The organism is Bacillus multifaciens (assembly GCF_030756675.1).
GTDB lineage: Bacteria > Bacillota > Bacilli > Bacillales > Bacillaceae_G > Bacillus_A > Bacillus_A multifaciens.
The window spans coordinates 160,081-180,934 of sequence record NZ_JAVBXD010000003.1; the positions used below are offsets into that span (position 1 = coordinate 160,081).

18 protein-coding genes and 1 tRNA gene are annotated in these 20,854 nt (G+C 32.4%); 8 read left to right on the top strand and 11 right to left on the bottom strand.

What is annotated here, in order from left to right:
* The first annotated feature begins 2 nt into the window (after window positions 1-2).
* The 3 genes from aroA (at window position 3) to Q9306_RS03855 (ending at window position 3,733) form a co-directional block, all read left to right on the top strand.
* On the top strand, window positions 3-1,289 hold the full coding sequence (gene aroA / locus Q9306_RS03845) for a 3-phosphoshikimate 1-carboxyvinyltransferase (protein WP_306195457.1): 1,287 nt from the start codon (window positions 3-5) through the stop codon (window positions 1,287-1,289).
* Between the two features lie 254 nt (window positions 1,290-1,543).
* A complete protein-coding gene (locus tag Q9306_RS03850) occupies window positions 1,544-2,761 on the top strand; it encodes an MFS transporter (RefSeq protein WP_306195459.1) in 1,218 nt (405 codons plus the stop codon).
* A gap of 27 nt (window positions 2,762-2,788) precedes the next feature.
* Window positions 2,789-3,733 carry an aldo/keto reductase gene (locus Q9306_RS03855; RefSeq protein WP_306195461.1) on the top strand — a complete coding sequence of 315 codons (945 nt, stop codon included), beginning with the start codon at window positions 2,789-2,791 and terminating at the stop codon, window positions 3,731-3,733.
* Between the two features lie 177 nt (window positions 3,734-3,910).
* Here Q9306_RS03855 and Q9306_RS03860 read toward each other — a convergent pair whose 3' ends face one another.
* Entirely contained in the window at window positions 3,911-4,351 is a 441-nt protein-coding gene (locus Q9306_RS03860) for a MarR family winged helix-turn-helix transcriptional regulator (protein WP_306195463.1), read from the bottom strand.
* Window positions 4,352-5,016: 665 nt separating this feature from the next.
* Between Q9306_RS03860 and Q9306_RS03865 the strand changes: the two genes are divergently transcribed.
* A complete protein-coding gene (locus Q9306_RS03865; protein WP_306195465.1) occupies window positions 5,017-5,274 on the top strand; it encodes an ArsR/SmtB family transcription factor in 258 nt (85 codons plus the stop codon).
* Window positions 5,275-5,280: 6 nt separating this feature from the next.
* On the opposite strand, the gene Q9306_RS03870 is transcribed toward Q9306_RS03865, so the two are convergent.
* From Q9306_RS03870 to Q9306_RS03895, 6 genes are all read right to left on the bottom strand, one after another.
* A complete protein-coding gene (locus Q9306_RS03870; RefSeq protein WP_306195467.1) occupies window positions 5,281-6,486 on the bottom strand; it encodes an MFS transporter in 1,206 nt (401 codons plus the stop codon).
* A 96-nt stretch (window positions 6,487-6,582) separates the two neighbouring features.
* A complete protein-coding gene (rfbA, locus tag Q9306_RS03875; protein ID WP_306195469.1) occupies window positions 6,583-7,476 on the bottom strand; it encodes a glucose-1-phosphate thymidylyltransferase RfbA in 894 nt (297 codons plus the stop codon).
* An 11-nt stretch (window positions 7,477-7,487) separates the two neighbouring features.
* A complete protein-coding gene (gene rfbB / locus Q9306_RS03880; protein WP_306195471.1) occupies window positions 7,488-8,534 on the bottom strand; it encodes a dTDP-glucose 4,6-dehydratase in 1,047 nt (348 codons plus the stop codon).
* 96 nt (window positions 8,535-8,630) lie between these two features.
* Window positions 8,631-10,874, bottom strand: a complete 2,244-nt coding sequence (locus Q9306_RS03885; protein ID WP_306195473.1) for a prenyltransferase/squalene oxidase repeat-containing protein — start codon at window positions 10,872-10,874, stop codon at window positions 8,631-8,633.
* 21 nt (window positions 10,875-10,895) lie between these two features.
* Window positions 10,896-12,137 (bottom strand): glycosyltransferase, encoded by a 1,242-nt coding sequence (locus Q9306_RS03890; RefSeq protein ID WP_306195475.1) that lies wholly within the window; start codon window positions 12,135-12,137, stop codon window positions 10,896-10,898.
* Window positions 12,134-13,192, bottom strand: a complete 1,059-nt coding sequence (locus Q9306_RS03895; RefSeq protein ID WP_306195477.1) for an acyltransferase — start codon at window positions 13,190-13,192, stop codon at window positions 12,134-12,136. Before Q9306_RS03895 ends, Q9306_RS03890 begins: the two co-directional genes overlap by 4 nt.
* 125 nt (window positions 13,193-13,317) lie before the next feature.
* Here Q9306_RS03895 and Q9306_RS03900 point away from each other — a divergent pair, with 125 nt between their 5' ends.
* A complete protein-coding gene (locus tag Q9306_RS03900) occupies window positions 13,318-13,650 on the top strand; it encodes a transposase (RefSeq protein WP_306195478.1) in 333 nt (110 codons plus the stop codon).
* 189 nt (window positions 13,651-13,839) lie between these two features.
* Here the strand turns inward: Q9306_RS03900 and Q9306_RS03905 are convergent, their stop codons facing one another.
* The 4 genes from Q9306_RS03905 to Q9306_RS03920 form a co-directional block, all read right to left on the bottom strand.
* Window positions 13,840-14,481, bottom strand: coding sequence for a winged helix-turn-helix domain-containing protein (locus Q9306_RS03905; RefSeq protein ID WP_306195480.1), 642 nt, complete (start codon window positions 14,479-14,481; stop codon window positions 13,840-13,842).
* Window positions 14,482-15,109: 628 nt separating this feature from the next.
* Window positions 15,110-16,537, bottom strand: coding sequence for an MFS transporter (locus tag Q9306_RS03910; protein ID WP_306195482.1), 1,428 nt, complete (start codon window positions 16,535-16,537; stop codon window positions 15,110-15,112).
* 32 nt (window positions 16,538-16,569) lie between these two features.
* Window positions 16,570-17,100: a chorismate pyruvate-lyase family protein gene (locus Q9306_RS03915; RefSeq protein WP_306195484.1), complete on the bottom strand. Its 531-nt coding sequence runs from the start codon at window positions 17,098-17,100 to the stop codon at window positions 16,570-16,572.
* A gap of 878 nt (window positions 17,101-17,978) precedes the next feature.
* Window positions 17,979-18,051: transfer RNA gene (locus Q9306_RS03920), tRNA-Val, on the bottom strand.
* A 232-nt stretch (window positions 18,052-18,283) separates the two neighbouring features.
* On the opposite strand from Q9306_RS03920, the gene Q9306_RS03925 reads away from it, so the two are divergent.
* The 3 genes from Q9306_RS03925 to Q9306_RS03935 all read left to right on the top strand — a co-directional run bounded on the left by Q9306_RS03925 (window position 18,284) and on the right by Q9306_RS03935 (window position 20,811).
* Window positions 18,284-18,826: a hypothetical protein gene (locus Q9306_RS03925; RefSeq protein ID WP_306195486.1), complete on the top strand. Its 543-nt coding sequence runs from the start codon at window positions 18,284-18,286 to the stop codon at window positions 18,824-18,826.
* Between the two features lie 395 nt (window positions 18,827-19,221).
* On the top strand, window positions 19,222-19,428 hold the full coding sequence (locus tag Q9306_RS03930) for a hypothetical protein (RefSeq protein WP_371932310.1): 207 nt from the start codon (window positions 19,222-19,224) through the stop codon (window positions 19,426-19,428).
* Between the two features lie 147 nt (window positions 19,429-19,575).
* Window positions 19,576-20,811: a D-alanyl-D-alanine carboxypeptidase family protein gene (locus Q9306_RS03935; RefSeq protein WP_306195490.1), complete on the top strand. Its 1,236-nt coding sequence runs from the start codon at window positions 19,576-19,578 to the stop codon at window positions 20,809-20,811.
* Window positions 20,812-20,854 lie beyond the last annotated feature (43 nt).

Genomic DNA, 20,854 nt, shown 5'->3' on the forward strand with positions numbered 1-20,854 from the left:
AGATGACAGTACATCTAAGGAAAGTAAATAAAGGATTAAAAGGTCAAATTACAGTTCCAGGTGATAAATCTATCTCACATAGAGCTATAATTTTAGGATCTATCGCTCTAGGCAAAACAACAATTGCAGGATTTCTTCCAGGAAATGATTGTTTGAGTACTATCGAATGTTTTAAAAACCTTGGAGTAGATATAAAACAACATAATGATTTTGTAGAGATTAATGGAAAAGGAATTACAGGATTAACAGAACCAAATTGTATTTTAAATGTTGGTAATTCTGGTACTACCATTAGATTATTGATGGGGGTATTATCACATACTAATTTTTATACATCTCTTACAGGTGATGAATCTATATGTAAGCGTCCTATGGATAGAGTTGTACATCCATTAAAACAAATGGGAACAAATATTGATGGACGTGTACATGGAAGATATGCGCCTTTAAGTATTAGAGGAGGTGACTTGAAAGGACAAATACATCGTTTAAATGTTGCGAGCGCACAAGTGAAATCTGCAATTCTACTAGCTGGTTTGTTTGCAACAGGAGGAACCACCGTTGTGGAACCTTATCAATCTAGGGATCATACGGAAAGAATGTTAAAGAAATTTGGTGTAAAAATCAATAGAGATGGACTTAGAATTTCTCTTTTAGGCAATCAAAAACTTATAGGTACAAATATAATAGTACCGGGTGATATTTCATCAGCTGCGTTTTTAATAGTAGCAGCTACAATTATACCTAACAGTAAAATTATTATAAAAAATGTTGGACTAAATCCAACAAGAACAGGCGTTATTGATGTTTTAAAACAAATGGGTGCTAATATAAAAATAATGAATTATAGGGAAGCAGAAGAGCCGTATGGTGATATCATTGTAACAGCTTCTTCACTTAGCGGAACAACTATTAGCGGTGACTTAATCCCTAAATTAATTGATGAAATTCCTATTATCGCTTTAGCTGCTACACAGGCAAAAGGAAAAACTATCATAAAGGATGCAGAAGAGCTTAAAGTAAAAGAATCAAATCGAATTGATACAGTAGTAAAACAGTTGAAGCAAATGGGTGCTCATATTACAGCAATTGAAGATGGAATGATTATAAATGGCAAGACAAATTTAATAGGAACAGATGTTGATTGTTACAAGGATCATAGAATTGGTATGATGCTAAGTGTTGCGGCCTTATTATCCGAAGGTGATACTACAATTAAAAATAGTGACTGTATAAATATATCTTATCCAAACTTTTTAAAAGATTTGGCCTTTCTATCTGGAAAGTAGGATATATACTTTATGAGTATGAAATATTATTATAGCATGTAGTTTAATATTTACCTAAAATACGCTAACGGATGGAAGGTTCGTATAAAAAAAGTTTGATTCTTGAAATATCTAGAATTGAACTACATATACTCGTAAATTTAAAACCAATAATAATAATCCAAAAGTTTACTTGTTTGACACTATGTGGATAAAATGATATAAATTTATTTGCATGCGCATGCAAATAAATTAGATGGGTGGGTAGGTATGATATGAGTACATTAGACTCAAATTTAAAAACACGTTTAGCACTTACCTCATTAATGATTAGTACTTTTGCAATTGGAACTACTGAATTCATTATTATGGGGATTCTTCCAGATGTAGCAAGGGACTTGGATGTGAGTATTAGTTCTGCTGGTTTACTAGTAACTGGTTATGCAATAGGGGTAGCGATAGGAGCGCCACTACTTACTGCTTTAACAGGAAAAATGTCGCGTAAAACTTTATTGCAGCTGCTTATGTTGTTGTTTGTAATAGGGAATACATTATGTGCCATCGCTCCAACATATGAATTTCTTTTAGTTTCTAGAATCTTAGCAGCTTTTGCTCATGGAACATTTTTTGGGGTAGGATCTGTTGTAGCTTCAAGGTTAGTTCCCCCAGAGAAACAGTCCAGTGCTGTTGCGATGATTTTTACAGGAGTATCTGTTGCTAATATCATAGGGGTTCCTTTAGGTACTTTTGTTGGTCAAAGTCTAGGTTGGAGAGCATCTTTTTGGATTATTAGTGTATTAGGTGTTTTTGCAATACTATTTATCACTAAATTTATTCCACAAATTCCCGTGACTTCTGCTCCAAGTTTTCGTCAAGAAATTCGAGTGCTTAAAAAGCCACAAGTTCAACTGACTTTATTAATGACCATTCTTAGTTTTGTAGGTGTTTTTGCAGCATTTACTTATATTGCGCCAATTCTGACAGATATTACAAAATTTAGTCCTAGTGCCATTACACCAATTCTCCTATTGTATGGGGTGGGATTAACAATAGGGAACACAGTAGCTGGTAGACTGTCAGATAGGAAGCTTATGCCTACTGTTGTTGGAATGCTTATTTTATTAACAGTTGTTATGGGAAGTTTCTACGTAACTAGTGAGTATAAAGTTTGGGCTGTCGTCACTGTATTTTTATGGGGATTTGCTTCATTTGGGCATGTACCAGGTTTACAAATGCGAATAATTGCTAAAGCAAAAGGAGCACCTAATATTGCATCTTCTTTAAATATCAGTGCATTTAATTTAGGAATTGCTTTAGGATCCTTTGTGGGGGGAGTGGTAATTAACACTAGTTTAGGTTTAAAGGCTATTCCACTAGTGGCTGCGATTCTAACTATGCTATGTATTGTCTTTGTGTTAGCAGGGTGGTTGTTTGATGGTAAAGAAAAAAAACAAAGTCAAATCATTGAAGACAAAAAATTAAAAAATGCCTAAAAAATTAATGGAAAAGAGGTTTTTTATATGAATTTTTCTCAATTAAAGAAAACAAATATTAAAATTTCCGCAATCGGTTTTGGAACAAATGCAGTTGGAGGACACAATCTTTTTACAAATATTGATGAAGAGCAAGGGAAAAAAATGATTGAGGAAGCAATGAGTGCAGGAGTAACCTTCTTTGATACAGCGGATGCTTATGGTTTTGGACGTTCTGAAGAGATTTTAGGAGAAACTATTAGACATAAACGTTCTGAATTGGTTATTGCAACTAAAGGTGGGATTGAAAAGTTAAATGATGGGTCAACAAGAATTAATAATTCGCCTGAGTATATGAGAAAAGCGGTCGAAGATAGTTTAAAACGTTTAAAAACAGATTACCTTGACCTATATTATCTTCATTTCCCAGACCCAACTGTTCCACTTTCTGAATCAATTGGAGAGCTTTCTCGTTTAAAGGAAGAAGGTAAGATTAGAGCAATTGGGGTTTCTAATGTTACGTTAGAACAATTAAAAATGGCAAATTATGATAATGATATTTCAGCTGTACAATGTCCATATAACATGTTAGACCGATCTGTGGAAAAAGATTTATTACCTTACTGTATACAAAATGAGATTTCTTATATTCCATATGGACCACTTGCATTTGGAATTTTAGGCGGAAAGTATACAAAAGATTTTGTTCTAGATAGAGAAGATTGGCGAAATGATATAAGTCTTTTTAAACCAGAAATATATCAAGAGAATTTGTTGAAAATTGAGAAATTGAAAGAGGTTGCGTTAGAAAAAGATACGAGTCTTTCAAATCTTGCACTTTCATGGTTACTTGCTCAAGAAGGGGTTGATGCAGTAATTCCAGGTGGCAAAAGACCAGAACAAGTACGCCAAAATACGGCAGCAAGTAATGTTAAATTAAATAAGGACGATCTTATGAAAATCGAAGGTATTTTAGAAGCAGTTAAAATGTAAAAAACTCAAGAAGAGCCAACTAGTATAAACTAGTTGGCTCTTTATTTTAAAGTTTATTAATATTGTATTTTAGATAATAGTAATATAAAAGCTTGAATTTATATATATTTTGTAATTACAGTAAGGTAAATATGAAAGTAATTATGAGGAAATAAAATAGAATGAATAAAGTATTTTTTATTTAGTAGGATAATGCTTCATCAAAGGATTTAGAGATGAGAGTAGTACTGTCATCTCTTGAGAAATATCGGACTTAATTAAAAGTTGAAGCAATGTATTTTGGTAAAATGTTATTATTTCATCTATTTGTTCCTGACCTAATGTAGTTAATTTAATATATACCCCTCTTTGATCAGTCTCACAAATGTGTCGTTCAACCAGGCTATGCTCTAAGCGAGAAACAAGTCTAGATACTGCACTTTGACTAAGACTAACAGCATCAGCAATGTACTGGATACGCATTTTTTTCTCAGGCTGTTCTGATAGTAGCCAAAGTACATTAAATTCATTTATAGATAATTTATATTTCGATTGAAGATGTACATCTAACTCATTATTAATTGTTATGTATGTTCGGGAAAGGGTGTTCCAATTTTTTATAATGTTTAGTGTCTCCATAAGATATTCACCACATTTCTTTCAAAATTGTTTAGCGAGATAAACAAAGTAATTAGTAAGTTTGTTATAGGAAATAAATAGTTTAAATAATAGAAGCATAAGATCTTTGGTTTTAGTATTTAAAGTTTGTAATAAATATATAAAGTATTACAGAAATCAACACTCTCATGGTTAAAGCTGTAAGCCCCCTAACGTGAGAGGGGTAAAGGCACTGTCCCTTTCTCGTATCGTAACGTGTAGGATTGCGGTGTACCATTGCTAGCATTGTGTACTACGATACAATGATTATGGTGATTTTTCGTATATTTTCAGAGCGTATTGTTCTTGACGATAAATGTCGTTTTGTGAATGAAGTGAATTTGCTCGTGCAATCCCCCATATGGTCTCCATTTTTTCAATGAACCCATAGGCGTTTTTGAGGTTTGTGTTTGTCTATAGGGCTATGATACCATTTCAAATGCTTGATGTACAGAACGTACCTTCGAGGTGTTCTTTGTAAATTTCATTCGACCGTATTTTTATCTCAGGTTTAACATTTTTTGAAATCTATCTCCCATTTCTACACTTGTATATAAGAAATAAAGGGATGAGGTTGTAAGGCTAAAAATATGACTTTTTAGCAACACGTAGAACAATAATTTTATTAATGAAATAGAGGTGGTTAAATGCATATCTCTATTCACTCTAATAAGACAGATTTTACTTTAGACCAAATACTGTATACCTTAAGCGATCATAATAGGTTATCCATTGTTTGTAAATTAAGTCAAATTGAAGAGATGACTTGTAGTAAGAAAAATATTCTAATTGCTAAGTCAACACTCTCTCAACATATTAAAGTGCTAAGAGAGGCAGGGATCATTAATGTATGTCCAAAAGGAAGGCAAAGATATTTATCTTTAAGAAAAGAAGAAGTATGTTGATATATATCAACATACTTCTTCTTTTCTTTTTCTTTGTTTTAAATTTGAATCAGTCTGTTTATTAAACACACCACTTGTAATAAAGAGTATCATGGATAATAAAAACATGGTGGATGTAAAAAAACCTATTGCAGCAAATCCGCCATATGAGGCATATAGCATTCCACCAACATATCCACTAACAGTTGTACCACTATACATAACAGCATTAGATAAGGAAGCGATGGTTCCGCGTGCTGTAGAAGATAAGGACTGTAAAAGACTCATTAATAGAGGGAAGATCATTCCTGTAATTAAAAACATTAATAAAAATGTTACTTCCACCATAATAATATTTGGTAAGAATGCTAAGATACTATAAAAAATACTTAAGATAATTAATCCATAAATAAGAGATTTGAATTGACCAACTTTTTGTATAACCTTAGCGCCTAATAAACTCCCTAAAGTATTTCCTAATCCTAATATTAGCATCGCTGTTCCAACTTGAGATACGCTAAAATGATAATCATCAGATAACCATGTTCCTAAAAACGAAAATGCGCAAAAGTTTCCTAATTGAAAGATAAAATATGCCATAAAAGTCTTTCTCGCTTTAGATGCGCCAAGAAGATTTTGATAACTTTTAATTATAGATGATTTACCATTTTGGGATTTTTTATTGACCGGATTTATACTAGGAATTGTCCAAATCAATGGAATTAATAAAAGTGTTGAAAAAATAGATATTACAAAAAATGGTGTATTCCAATTGGTTGATGCTAAATAACTTCCAATAGGAATACCTAGCATTTGAGAAACAGACAAGCCTGCTGTTGCAATACCCATACCTTGGAGAACTTTATTAGGTGGTAATAATATTGGTATGGATGCCCAAACTTGTGGAGTTAAGAATGCTGCACTGACGCCAGATAAAAATCTAAATACGAGCATTGACTCGAAAGTAGATGCTGTACCACATAAAAATGTAAAAATTGAGAATGATAGTAGTCCAAAAATCATAATCTTTTTACGATTAAATCCGTCCGAAATAGGACCAGCGATTAATGCAAACAGTGCATATCCTAATGCATAAGAACTTACCAACCATCCTGATAAATCTACCGTAATATCGTATTTTTCTCGTAAAATAGGAAGTAATGGAGAGATGAGAAAAGTGTCAGTTCCAATAATAAACATAATTAAAAAGAATACAGGCATAAATTTTTTCATACATACACTTCCTTAATTTTTTTCAAGTTAAAACAACAACCAAGATCCTAGTTTGAAGAAAATGGTTGTTGTTTTAATTAATATGGAATTGAATTTTTATAAAAGTACAGGAACTTTGATTATTTCATTTTGAATTAATTGCTTAATATATAGTTGATAGGTACTATTAGGCATGTTATCAATTGATTTTTCTAATTCACTTAGGGAAATATAGCCCATACGGTATGCAATTTCTTCAATACAAGCAATTTTATATCCTTGTCTTTGTTCAATGGTACCAACATAGTTACTAGCTGCTAGTAGGCTCAGGGGAGTTCCTGTATCTAGCCAAGCGCTTCCTCGGCCAATAATATCAACTTTTAATTTATTTTGTTTTAGGTATTCTATGTTAATATCAGTAATTTCTAATTCTCCACGTGCAGAAGGTTGTAATTTTTTTGCAATCTCAATTACGTGATTATCGTAGAAATAGATACCTGGTACAGCATAATTTGATTTTGGTTTAACTGGTTTTTCTTCTAAACCTTTCACCATGAAATTTTCATCAAATTCTACAACACCATAACGTTCTGGATCATTTACACGGTACCCAAAAATAATTGCACCTTCATCAATCTGAGAACAATTTTTTAAAGTAGTAGAAAATCCATCACCATAGAAAATATTGTCACCTAAGATTAAACATACGTTATCATTTCCAATAAACTCCTCAGCCAATAAGAAAGCTTGTGCAATTCCAGCAGGTTTTTCTTGAATTTGATAAGTAATAGAAATTCCAAGGTGTGAACCATCACCTAATAATTTTTTGTATAATTCAATGTCATGAGGTGTAGAGATAAGCATAATATCTCGAATTCCTGCTAACATCAATGTAGAAAGGGGATAATAAATCATAGGTTTATCATATACACACATTAAATGTTTACTTGCTACATTTGTTAGGGGATACAGTCTTGTACCATTACCACCAGCCAAAAGAATTCCTTTCATTTTAAATCCTCCTATCGATTGATATAATTTTTATTAATCCAATTTTGATATTCATCTTTCGTTATACTTTTGAGCCATTGTTCATTTTCTAGATACCACTTTACGGTCTTATGTAAACCAGTGTCAAAAGTTTCTGTTGGAAACCACCCTAGTTCGTTTTGGATTTTAGTAGGGTCAATGGCATAACGATAATCATGTCCTGGGCGATCTTTTACATAGATAATTAAATTTAAATATTTTTGGACATCCTCACCAGTATAGTTACTAATGACTTGGCATAAGGATTTAACAACTTCTAAATTATTACGTTCGTTATTACCACCAATATTATATGTTTCTCCGCGCTTTCCGTTTTCAATAACAGTCCAAATAGCTTCGCAATGATCTATAACATATAGCCAATCTCGTACATTTTCTCCTTTACCATAAATCGGGACAATTTCCCCCTTTAATAAATTTTGAATTACAAGGGGAATGAGTTTTTCTGGAAATTGAAGTGGGCCATAGTTGTTAGAGCAATTCGTTATTGTAATTGGTAAATCATATGTATGATAATAAGCTCTAACTAAGTGATCACTACTAGCCTTGGATGCTGAATATGGACTGTTTGGAGAGTAGGGGGTTTTTTCTGTGAAAAAACCATCTTTTCCTAAAGTACCAAACACTTCATCTGTACTAACATGATGAAATAATTTGTCTTCAAAATATGACCAATATTTACGACACATCTCTAATAAATTAAATGTACCAATAATATTTGTTTCAATGAATTTTTTAGGACCAGTAATACTGCGATCCACATGACTTTCTGCAGCGAAATGAACAACTCTATCTGGTTGAAATTCCTTGAAAACTTGTTCTATTTCTTCTGAATTGGCAATATCTATTTGTCTAAAATGATAATTTTGATGGTTTTCAACTTTTTCTAGACTTTTTAAGTTACCTGCATAAGTTAAATTATCGATGTTTATAAAAGTATGTTCTGGAAATTTGGGTACAAAATGATTTAAGAAGTTTGAACCTATAAAACCAGCTCCACCTGTTATTAAATAAATCATAAGTCCTCCTAGTTGGTTCATATATTTTTTAATTCAGGTAACATCTTAGAAAAATAGGATGTTACCTGAATTCTGTTTAAAACTTGTTTTGTATTATCATGTAATAATAGCAACCCAATAAGGATTTAGGGCTCGTTCTAACATATAAGATGCTTGAATACTAATGAATCCTTCATCTGTTGTATCTGAAGGAGTTCCTTCTACACGAGAGAATCCACCATCTGGACCTTGATGATTAGCAATCCATTCTTTACATTTTTCTACATCTGGTGGTAACTCTCCTAACATGTAAAGGGCAGCGATAGCACAGTAGCTTCCTACGAAACTCATTGTGTCAGAATGCTCTGGTTTATATAAAAATCCTCCATGTTTTGTTTGACAATTTTGTAACCATTCAATAGTTTTATCACTATTAGGTGGCTGTTTACCTAAAGCTACTAATGTACCAACCGCTCTAAAAGTAGAGAATGTATCTGAGATAGATCCAGGTTGAACTGCATATGATCCATTTTCTTTCTGACAAGCACATACATACGCTATACAGTCATCTACATTATTAGGTTCTGCTCCTAGGACATGAAGAGCTAGCACTCCTAAATTTGTATGCCATACATCACTTGGAAATCCTGGTGCGTTTCCAAATCCGCCATCTGAATTTTGGCAACTTTTTAGATAAGCAATACATTTTTCTTTGTTAGGAATAGGTTGTTTTGTAATGAAAGCAGAAATAATTACACAGTATGTTGTAAACACTTCACTTGGATGGCTTGGCTGTTCACCAAATCCACCATCTGGATTTTGACTAGAGAAAATACTATCAGTTAGTAATTTTATTTGATCGATTTCGATATCAAGTACTGCTAAGTCAGAAAGCACATGCATAGCAGAGAAATTTTGATTTGATGTATCTGATCTAAAGCCTAGCGGAGAACGATAAGCAGTTAGGCCATAAGCCGGACCAGCTTTTGTTGAACGAGACCACTCAAGATATTTAGGAATATTGAGCTTTAAGTCTTTCACTGGTTTAGCAATTGTAGTTAAATCGTGTTTAATAGGTGTTTTTTCTAACTGAATTGGTTGATATCGTACTTCTTCTGCTAATTCAAAAACATCAACATGGCTCTTCTTGGCTAATGATAGCGAGAATAATATTAATGCTTGTGTTTTTGCCTGCTTTTGGTGTAATGGAACATAAGCAGTGTTGCCAGCATGAAAAGCACCTGGTGTATGCTGTGGAACCATTATATGACGAATAAGTGGTGCAGTTGGATCAAGTGGTGTAGAAAAGAAGTTTCCTTGTCCAAGGAAAACACCGCCGTTATTTCGATCTACAAATTTATGAATTTCTTGTGCCAAATCTTTGATAACTGTTTGATAGTTCTTTTCAGTATGCAAACGTAATTGAGAAATTGCTAATAATAATAAGCCATGATCTGAAATGAGTTTAACGGGAAATGGTGAAAAATCGTTATTATAGTATGCTTGAACAGCTTCTACTTTTACCATTCCATCAATGTTTGCTTTATTCCAATACCCACCTAAGGAAGGATGTTTCATATATTTTAAAATGAATTCAAGCATGCTTTCTGCAAAAGAAATTAAACTATTGTCATTGATTAAATACTGAACTTTAGTAATAGCATAAATTGCAAGAGACATAGATTCTGTTTGTTTACCAGCTGATTTCCATGGTTTACCGTCTCCGGATAACATTGTATAAGCTCCACCATATTCAGAATCAATAAAATTACGCAATTCATTAATGGTTTCTATCAATAAATTAAAATATTGCATATTTTTAGAAAGGGAGTAAGCCTTTTCTAAAGCTAAAATAGTATAAGATACAGTTTTTAAATCTCTTCTATAATCAATGATTTCTTTCCAATCACGAGAGAGACGACGCGGAAAACCATTCTTAATATAATAAATACCACAAGAATCCAATACCTTATAACCTTCATCTAATAAAGATTTATCGTTAAGAATATCTGCAGATTCTAATAACGCCCACGCTGCTAAGCCTTGTATTGCTGGTGTTCTTACCCACCCTGGTCCGTGAGGTTGCCAGAATCGATCTGTTAATTCAATAAATCCGATATGTTCTTTATCCTTCATATATTCAAACACATTTACAAGCTTGCTAATTTCATTTTGTAAGTTTTCTTTATCTAGAGACTGGCAAAGAGCAATAATGCTAAGTGCTTGATCTTCTAATTGTTTGTCATCACAAATAATCTCTTTTTCTCCATCAAGGGCTGTGAAAAAGCCATTGTATTCACTATCTCTTAAACTATCAGTTAAGAATCTTTTTAACGAATGATTTATCATTGTTTGTGTCATTAAATCGTCATCCTTTCATCATCATTTAGAATGTGATAAGTTTTTGTCTTTTGCTTTTGATAGTACATTTAAAATGAGGGTAGCTGCCTCTAAAGCTCCATTGGAATTTGGAGCAATTTTTTCATAATTTTTAAGTAAAGTAGTAACTTCTTCTTTATTTTGTATTAAACTATCTACTTTTTGAGTTAATTGCTGGACATTACCTCCATAATTAGTTTCAAATCCAAGTTTCTGTAAGCGTTCATAAGCTTCTGCTTCATGATATTCTTTGTAAGATGCTAAGCAGAAAATTGCAGGAACTTTCAGGCTCGCTACTTCGGTAATGGTAATCCACCCTGGATGCGCAAGTAATACAGAAGCTTCTTGTAATAATGGAATCCAATTTGGTAAATAAGGAATAGAATGAATGCCATCTGGTACATCCATCTCACTTCTTCCCAAAAGTACCATCTCTAAATCTTTATGTTTAAGTTTTAGATTTGAAAATAATTTAATAAATGCATCTAATAATAATTTTTTGTTTTCTTCAAACATTGTTGTGCCACTCACAGTTGCTACAATGATAGGGCCGTTTCCTAATCCTAATTCTTTACGAATGTTATTATCATATGGATGGCTTGGACGAATCATTGGTCCAACAAAATGTGCTTTTTGATTCTGTAAATATTGTTCCATTAGACTGTCCTGATCCATCTCTCCAACATAAGGTTTATCAGTTAGAATTAAGTCTACATCTTTACACATTTGACCAAAAAGTTGGTTTAATGTTTGACGAGCTTGATTCATTTCATCTGGTGAAATTTTAAAACCACCTTCAGATAATTTTTCATTTGATACATCAACAAGTGTAAAGTTGTAACGTTCAGTTACAAATACATTTTTTATGTTAAGATTAATTGCTGCCAAAGTAGCATTAATATTGTAATCACTAACTACAATATTAGGTCTATATTCATTAAATAAGTTCATATATTTTAGTATTTTGTTTCCATTATAGAAAGTGTCTACAAAATAGTCTTTAATCATAGTATTCCAGTCAAGGTTTTCTGATAGATGGGATTTGTTGGAATAATTAATTACGTCATTTGGATTAAAATTTACAACTTTGACCCCAATTTCTTCAAACATGGATGTAAACACGTTTTGAAGTGAGGCTAAAAATACTACAATTTCTTCATCAGATTGTTTCTTTAGTTCTCTTGCAATTGCATACATTCTCATGTTATGTCCAGTACCAGTTGGATTTGGAACAAGTGCGATCATAAATAAATTTCCTCCTTTGTTAAATGCCCATGATGTATTTCTTTAGGTCCTACATTCTTAAGAATGTAGGAGTTTGGTTGAATTATTGCATTGTCACCAATGGTAACTCCTCCTAAAATGAATGCACCATCCCCTATAATTACATTTTTCCCAATAGTTACAGGCGAGAATAACATAGGCAATGAGAGATAGTGGTAATTATGACTAGTTGTAACAATATGAACATTTTTTCCTATCCTAGTTTCATTACCGATACTAATCTTTCCGCCACCTTCAAGAATTGAGAAATCTCCTATTTGGACATTAGTTCCCAATGAAATTCCACCATTAGTTATTGCATTATTTTTTGAATCTGTAATATTTTTTCCGATAGCTATAACATAATCTCCAAATGATGCATAATTTTCTATAGTAAAAGTTGCATCTAAGAAGCATTTTTCTCCAAATGATAAGGAGGGTGGCAATTCTAAAGATTTTTTTATAGATTGTTTAGTTTTTCTGCTATTTATTAAATCATTGTATTCTAATATTTCTGTTATTTCCTTTTCTGTATGTTCTAGTAACTGTTTCTTTTTATGCTTTAAAAAACTCGTAAATTCTGGTTTTTTATCCTTTATAAACTCTCTCTTTTTTAATACTTTAGCAGGGCGTCCGATGACAATGGAATATGGCGGTACATCCTCAAGAACAATAGAACCAGCTCCAATTACACTGCCTTTTCCAATGGAAATTCCATCGGAAATTATAGCTTGTGCTCCAATCCATGTTTGTGGACCAATATAAACTTTCTTACCGGTTGGTTTACCAATGATAGATTTAGAAGCAATTTGACAGCCTTCATCTATGTGAGTATTAAAGATTTTTGAACGAAAACCGATGAATACATTTTCTTCAATAATAGAATCTTGGATGGTTGCCTCTTTGCGTATCCATGAATTTTTAAAAACTTGTGTATCAGTTAAGTCAGTCCCCAGTTCGATTAAAGGATAGTCTGGATTAGATAAATAAGAAATGAAGTCTTTTAAATTTCTTATAGCTCTATTAATTTGTATCACTCCTTTCTCTACAATAAATATTAATGTATATGTAGAAAACTGTCTTGAAGAAGGAGTTAAGAAATATCTTAAAGTTTATTTAGAATTTATGTTAATATCAAAAAAGTCATTCATTACATAAATGAATGACTTTTCATAATAAAACAACAAATTGTCGAGGTTATCATGAATTCAAACCACCTAAAGGGAGCTGCCAATCCTATTCATTTGCGAAAAAAGAAAACCAAGATCGTGTGTTACGAATTTCGATTCAACAAGAAATTTACGATCAATTAAGAGAACAGCGCTTGTCCATGAGAGGGAAACCATCTACGGTGGAACTGAGTTTCGCACATAGTAAAGAGCTCCACGGTTTGCGCTATGCACGATATCGTGGAGTTCAAAAGGTTAAAGCGCAAGTTATGATGACAGCCATCATAACAAGACTTAAAAAAGTGGGCCAAACTTCGCTTACTTAAGCGAGTTGGTTTGCACTTAACACATCAAATTATAGAAGAAACTACTTTATAAAATAAATAGAAATCAAAAAATGCCAAAAAAATTTGGCATTTTCTTTGACATAATCTTTTTCCTTCTGGTTTTACCTAATTAAGTGTGTGAAGAGGGGGAAAGATTATTACTTACCAAAACAGACACAGAAAGTATCATTACTGATATTGATTTATAATATATCCTTGACCTCTAATGTTTTTTAATATTTGAGGATTCCTTGGTGTAATTTCAATTTTATTACGAATTTTATTGATATATATATATAGGACACTTTCAGTAGTATCTAAGTAATCTATTAACTCATTTACAGATACTGGAGTACCTAATTTTTTCGCTAAGTAATACAGAATCTTAAATTCTAATGTGGATAATATGTAACATTCATCGTTTTTATAAATACAATGATTTCCCACATCAAACAATGTTGTATTATTTAATAGTATATTGTCACTTATTTTATGAGAACTTACTAAGTTTTGCTTGTTTTCATAGTCAAGTTTATTATTTATCATGTTTGAGAGGGATTGTTCTAATAACATTAATTTTTTTAAAGTATTTTTTTCTTCAGGGTTAATAACCATTATTGGAGTAATTGTTTCAGTCATCATTCTTGTCCAACAAATATCGTCTTTAATTTCAGATGAATCTACTAAAATAACCATACTTTGTTCTTCTTTAGCAATCATAGATCTAAATGTCTGACAATCTTTTATTTGTTTAATTAATACATCATCATGAAAGACATGATTAATAAATGTATATAGGAAATCATTATTAGTGTAAACAATTAGTTCCATACCTGTAAGCGCTCCTTCTCTAATACTACATATGATATTTTAAGTGGCTGTTAAAAATATTTGTTAATTGCTCCCTCTAGTATAATTAAGTATTGTGTTCATATGTATTGTGGAACATTGATTTATTATTGTATAAATACAATAAAGAAGAATGTTTCCTTATGAAAACGTGAGTTCTCATAAAACACATATATATATAATACTATAAATTGAAGGGGAATTTAATAAAAATACGTAATTTTTCCATATTTTTGTTTTTAAAGCACTACAAGTTATAGAATTTACTGGCTATATAAATATAATAAAAATAAATCGTACTAACTTAAAATTGTGTTTTAACTTTCTCACGAAGAAGTCTCTCATCTTTAAGGGAAGCAAGAATGGCGGGGTGTTCATTTTAATAGCAGGAGAGGTAAATAGAGTAGTTGAACGCTATGGTTAATAGTTAGTATAATAATGATATTTTTTAATCTATATATTTGGAATAAAAAAAGACAGAAAACATTTTTAAGTTATCTTCTGCCTTTTTTATTAATTTCTTTAGTAGAAAATAAAGTAATTCATTGAGATCCGCCCTTTTTATAAAAAGTAAAACAAATTTTTATATTAGGGAGTGTTAATGAGTCTGTCAGCTTGCTTTATAACTTACGCCAGAATTTCGTGCATTTTTTTCTCGAATAAATAACATAAGAATAAAACTTACTAATATAATTAAGCCATCTAGTAGAATAGCTGTTGTCCATCCACCTGTTATATCACGAACCATTCCATTAATAACGGGGGATAGAACAGCTCCAATTTCACCAATTAGGTTCCACATTCCAAAAGCAGTTCCTTTTAACTCAGGTTTAGCCAAATCACCAACCATTGAATGAGAAATAGTTTGAATGGCATTAAAAAATAAACTTGTGATAAATAACAGTACACCCATTATTATTAAGGATTTTCCTTCGAATATTAAGTAGAATCCAAATAATAGAGTAAGTGCTCCTTGAATAAATGTGAAAGTTAATATTAAAGGTTTCTTTCCCCAACCATTTTTAGTACAATAATCAGCAAGTATTCCACCTAACGGGAAACCGATAATACCGGCGACAGCATTAAAGGTAGCTGTTAAAGTGGCTTCTAAGAATGAAGAACCTGCAGAACTAGAAATTATAGACACAGACCAAAATCCGAAAAACCATAGATTCCATAAGATAGGGATTGCAGAGAAGTACATTAATAGTAAGTTTTTATCTAATAAAACAGGTGATAGTTGCTCTTTCTTTTTGCTTAATACAAACAAAATTAGTACAAATGCTAATATTAGTTCAATAGTTGCTAAAGCCCAACTTGGTAGATGATAGTAATTAGCAATATAAAAAATAATCATAATAATTGATAAAAAAAGTATCGAGTATTGTAAAACTTTTAAAAAGGGAGGTAATAAGGCTATGTTAGGATCCTGTTTTTTAAATGTTTTATATACAATTGCACCTACAATGATTGTTAATATACCTAAGAGAAAGAAAGGCATACGCCAAGCGTGTTGTGAACCTAGTATTTTTTCTCCGAGATTAATAAAATAAGGGGTTAAGAGTGTACCGATAGTAATACCAATTGATAGTCCGGTGATAACAACACCCATTCCGAAACTTCTTTTTTGTATAGGGGTAACTTCATTAATTAAGGTACGATCATTTGAATAATATAAACCTTCCCCTAATCCGACTATCACCCGTAATGCTACAAATCCAATTAAGGTAGTAGTAAATCCACTCATAACAGTCATAATCCCTGCCCATAACAAACTAATTACAATAATACTACGATGCCCATAGGAATCTCCCAGATAACCACCTGGAAATTGTGTAAGCATATAACCAGTAAACAATAAACTTCCGATTATTCCAGCTAGCGCGTATGGTGAAGATGAATCTTGTAAAAAAGAGACCTTATTTTCAATCATCCAAGTTAATATGGGGCCAGTAATAATACGGTCTGCATAGCTTACAACCCATCCCATCAATAAAAGCATCCATATAGAATGATAATTTTTCCATTTAAATTGCATAATAACAAATCTCCCTATCATTTTATGTTGAATTACTTTAAATGATTAGAAATACATGTTTCTTCAAATAACTCAAAGATATAAAATAAACAGCAGTTTTCTTGTAAAATTTTATATTCTTTAACTGGATAAGTAGTGGCAGGTAATATTGCCTTATTCAAAAGTTTTTTATATGGTTCAATATTTTTTACTTTTGAAGATATGATTTCTCTTCTAGTTTCAAAATTTTTTATTAATTTCCCAATAGGTAGTGTTTCATTTTTTAATTCTTGAACAACTTCTTCAGGTATGAATTCTAAATCCGCGTATACGATATTATGTGATGCATTTTGTGTTCCAATTTTTAGGGTGGATGTTCTTTTTAAAAAGTTTTTCTTACCTAAAAAGTGTATAGATATTTCTTTGGGTAGCTCATTTTTAGATACTATTTCTTGTTCATACACTTCAAGGGTTACATCTTGTCCTACTAAAATCTCAATGGCTTTAGTAGTGGAACCATCTGTTCCTAATAAGAAATTTCTTACAATCTCTAATTCTCTTTTTTCTAAAAGATTAGTGTTCATGTTATCTTTTCCTCCAAATTTATTGTACATTTTCTAAATTTAACTTATCATTACATGGTTTTTTTTGTCTTCCACCTATAGTTAAGGTGAATATATAAAGTTGTTAAGAATGTCATTAATACTAAATAGAAAATGAGTGGTTTTGATACAAGCAATCTTTAAATCTTAGACCTATTGATACTATTATTATCAACTAATTTTTATATTAAATAAAACAAGAGATGATAAGGAGGAAAAGTACTTTTTCAAAAAGCTTTGCGGTCTTTTGGTGTTTTAGAGTCTCGTATTATCATGTGTAGACAAGAATTAAACTTATTCTATAGCAATTGTAGAATTGAAAGGAAAGATACTGATTTAACAGATGTGGAAGTGAATCAAAATGTTATTAATGTGTATTGGTTGATTGGTTTAATTGCGAAATCATCGTTTACAGTGTTGGTTAAAAATGTTCATCGGCTTAAGTGTATTCAAATTCATGGAAAACTGGGTTATGTAAGCCAAATCTAATATAAACTCGAACACCTTAAGGAAACTGTCTAGTTTATTATTGATAATCTATTCATAGGACTAAAATTAGAGAAAGTTAACCCATGTGGATTTGTAATTGTTAAACGTTTGATTTGGCCTACCTCCTTTGTATGTTTATTCTAGTAAACAATATTGTAAAAGGTAAAAAATTTTAGGAAAGGGAAGATGAAAAAGTTATTCGTTTATATATAGAGAGAGCGTGTATTAAAACTCACACTAAAAACGTAACTATTGACCCAGAGAGAGTTATTGACCAAATCTTGACCAAGAAGCAAAAAATTTATCTTTCAAAAAGAGACAAAAGTTTGCTACATAAAGAAAACCCCTTGACTATCAAGGGGTTTTTCGTATGATCCCGACTGGGTTCGAACCAGCGACCTCCACCCTGTCAAGGTGGCGCTCTCCCTGCTGAGCTACGGGATCATGATAAATAGTGATGGATAAACATCTTTGTTATTTTATGGTTTCTATTATAAATGAAATGATGGGAACTCTACAAGACCTTTTGTTTGAAAATTTCAAACAATAACCTGAAGGGTGTTGCCTTTCATTTTACCTCATTATATGTGTTTATACCTGATAAGGTAGAAAGGTATATTCTGGCAAATATGATATGATGGGAATCAATAGGATATGGATGTATAGGGGGAGCATGATGTTGAAAAAAGGGATTGTGTTCGTTGTTGGAGGCCTTGTTTTAGTAGGAGTGATATTTGGTGGTTACCAGTTGTTTTATAAACCGGATCAACAAGAAAGTAAAGTTGAGAAAGCTGAACAAGTAAAAGAAGAGGATCTATCAAAGAATGTTCCGCACAAAATAACAGCGATACATAGTGATTTAAATAATATTACAGGTTGGGAGAAGTATGAAAAATACGAAGATGTGAATAGTCCGTCATGGGAAGATTCTAAAGGTTCTTTTGAGTTAATTGCTGTTACGTTGAAGGAAGCTGTTTCTTTGTCTGAGGGTGGGTTGAAAGAAGATTTGGAACGAGCTGAGAAGTTACATGATATCGCAGTGAAACATCATGATACTGAGGCTTTAAGATATGCGCATCGTATTGTCCACGACCTTGATATTAAAATAAACGGAATAGATGTGAAGGATGTTAAGGTTTTTAATAGTGCAAGGGCTGGAGCGGGGAATGGTAGTGAAGTTCCTGTTTACGATGAATATATTAGGCAGCACAGCAAATAAAGTGAAACTATAATCAGTGGGGGTTTTCTTCATCCCCCACTGATTATCAGCCCTCACCAATCGGGCTTTTACGGACAGTTTATCTCCCACCTAACTTCTTTAGAAAAGCGGAAGCGGCCGGAGATTCTAGCCGCTGGAGCTGGACAATGCTTTTGCAGAATTTTGAGCTGGGAGTATTACTGTCCGTTAATGCGGGATAAATACGATATTGATACATAAGTCACTCTCTTTACCTCTTAAAAAGAAAGAAGTTTTCAGTATAAATAGTAGTTTTTGAGGCATATGAAGAGTTCATTTTTTACCAGTTTATTAATATATTATACAAAGGAATAATTAATAGGTTTATAATAGTATATATGAATAATGGGGTGTAAATGATAAGAAGGACTTATAAAATGTATGTGCCGAGATTTAGAACGATTTCTGTTACTGGAGCAGTTTTAGATGTAGATGTGTCTCAAGAAGAATTTGCAGAGGAGCTTTTGAAGTGGATAGAGTCAAAGGATTGGTCATTTATCGGAATAACTGAGGAGATAACGGAAGAGGAAGCGAAGAAAAGATTTATGGATCTTTTAAGTGATGAGGAAGATAAGGAGGAGTGATTCCTCCTATTTTTTTGCATTGTCTTCTGTCTTTTTTTGTAAAATTATGATATACTGAAAAACGGTGAATAGAAGGTAGTGTCGTATTCCTTTTGATTTTTATAATAGAAAACGTATACATATAGAGTTAAGAAAAGGGAGAAGTGAATGTTTAATTGTAAGAAAATTTCGGCTTTGGTTATTGCGAGTTTGTTATTTTTACTTGCGCCTGTTAAGTTGTATGCGGAGAATGGACCAGCGCCGGAGGTATTTGGACAGTTTGCGGTGTCAATGGATGCGAAAACAGGTGATGTGTTGTATGACAAGAATGCGCATCAGCATGCTTTTCCAGCTAGTATAACGAAAGTACTAACGAGTATTTTGTTGATGGAGAATGTGCAGCCTGGAGAGCAAATTGCTTTTTCTCAAAAAGCTCTTGAGCAGGAGAAAAGTAATTATCAAATTGAATTTCAACAAGGTGAAACGGTAGATCGTGATACGGCGCTTATGATCTTGATGGTGCTGAGTGCAAATGATGTAGCGTATGCGATTGCGGAGCATGTGGCAGGAAGTCCAGAAAATTTTGCGAAGATGATGAATGAGAAGGCAGTGCAGTTAGGTGCAAAGGATAGTCATTTTGTTACGCCAAATGGTCTTCATGATCCAAATCATTATACGACGGCGTATGATATGGCGATGATTACAAGAGGTGCGTTGAAGCATCCGGAAATTATGAAGGCAATGAATACGAAGCGAACAAATGTTACGACGTCAAGACAAACTGCTTCTGTTTTTAATAAGGGACAGTATTTTGAAAATCCAAATTGTATTGGCGGGAAAACAGGTTTTACAAATGAAGCTCATAATACACTTGTAGAAATAAATGAAAAAGATGGCAATCGTATTATTAATGTTATGATGTTTTCGCAAAGGCCAGAAATTTATGAAGATATGAAGAAGCTTGCTGATTATGCATTTCCGCAATTTGCAAAGCAGCAAGTGTTAGATAAAAATAATTGGACAAAGCAAATGCTCTACTTGAATAAATCAGTAGATGGTGAATTGGAGCGAAGTGTTGACCTTGAATTAAAACAAGGGGAAGCAAAAAATGTTCAAGCTGTTTTTAAAGAAAAGCATGTCGATGAGGCGAATTTATATAAAACAGGTCTTCGCCGCGGTGATGTGATTGGGACTGTAGATCTGAAAAAAAATGATCAAACGATAGAAAGTATTAATGTTCTTTCGAAAGAAGATGTTGCATTTGAGAAGCCGAAAGAGAATAGTATAACAACATCTACTTTTTCGTATGAGCTAATGGCTGGTATTGGTGCAGCATTTCTTATTGTCATTAGTATTGGGGTATTTCTTTGGAATCGAAAAAAACAGAAGATGTTGTCACGATGAAAATAGGCAAATGTATTTTGCCTATTTTTCATTGTATTTTTTG

Coding starts and splice junctions, on each gene's coding strand:
- Q9306_RS03850 (WP_306195459.1), top strand. CDS start 1,544: ATGAGTACATTAGACTCAAATTTAAAAACACGTTTAGCACTTACCTCA.
- Q9306_RS03925 (WP_306195486.1), top strand. CDS start 18,284: ATGTTGAAAAAAGGGATTGTGTTCGTTGTTGGAGGCCTTGTTTTAGTA.
- rfbB (WP_306195471.1), bottom strand. CDS start 8,534: ATGATTTATTTAATAACAGGTGGAGCTGGTTTTATAGGTTCAAACTTC.
- Q9306_RS03930 (WP_371932310.1), top strand. CDS start 19,222: ATGTATGTGCCGAGATTTAGAACGATTTCTGTTACTGGAGCAGTTTTA.
- Q9306_RS03900 (WP_306195478.1), top strand. CDS start 13,318: ATGACTTTTCATAATAAAACAACAAATTGTCGAGGTTATCATGAATTC.
- Q9306_RS03855 (WP_306195461.1), top strand. CDS start 2,789: ATGAATTTTTCTCAATTAAAGAAAACAAATATTAAAATTTCCGCAATC.
- Q9306_RS03915 (WP_306195484.1), bottom strand. CDS start 17,100: ATGAACACTAATCTTTTAGAAAAAAGAGAATTAGAGATTGTAAGAAAT.
- Q9306_RS03910 (WP_306195482.1), bottom strand. CDS start 16,537: ATGCAATTTAAATGGAAAAATTATCATTCTATATGGATGCTTTTATTG.
- Q9306_RS03885 (WP_306195473.1), bottom strand. CDS start 10,874: ATGACACAAACAATGATAAATCATTCGTTAAAAAGATTCTTAACTGAT.
- aroA (WP_306195457.1), top strand. CDS start 3: ATGACAGTACATCTAAGGAAAGTAAATAAAGGATTAAAAGGTCAAATT.
- Q9306_RS03905 (WP_306195480.1), bottom strand. CDS start 14,481: ATGGAACTAATTGTTTACACTAATAATGATTTCCTATATACATTTATT.
- Q9306_RS03860 (WP_306195463.1), bottom strand. CDS start 4,351: ATGGAGACACTAAACATTATAAAAAATTGGAACACCCTTTCCCGAACA.
- Q9306_RS03935 (WP_306195490.1), top strand. CDS start 19,576: ATGTTTAATTGTAAGAAAATTTCGGCTTTGGTTATTGCGAGTTTGTTA.
- Q9306_RS03890 (WP_306195475.1), bottom strand. CDS start 12,137: ATGATCGCACTTGTTCCAAATCCAACTGGTACTGGACATAACATGAGA.
- rfbA (WP_306195469.1), bottom strand. CDS start 7,476: ATGAAAGGAATTCTTTTGGCTGGTGGTAATGGTACAAGACTGTATCCC.
- Q9306_RS03865 (WP_306195465.1), top strand. CDS start 5,017: ATGCATATCTCTATTCACTCTAATAAGACAGATTTTACTTTAGACCAA.
- Q9306_RS03870 (WP_306195467.1), bottom strand. CDS start 6,486: ATGAAAAAATTTATGCCTGTATTCTTTTTAATTATGTTTATTATTGGA.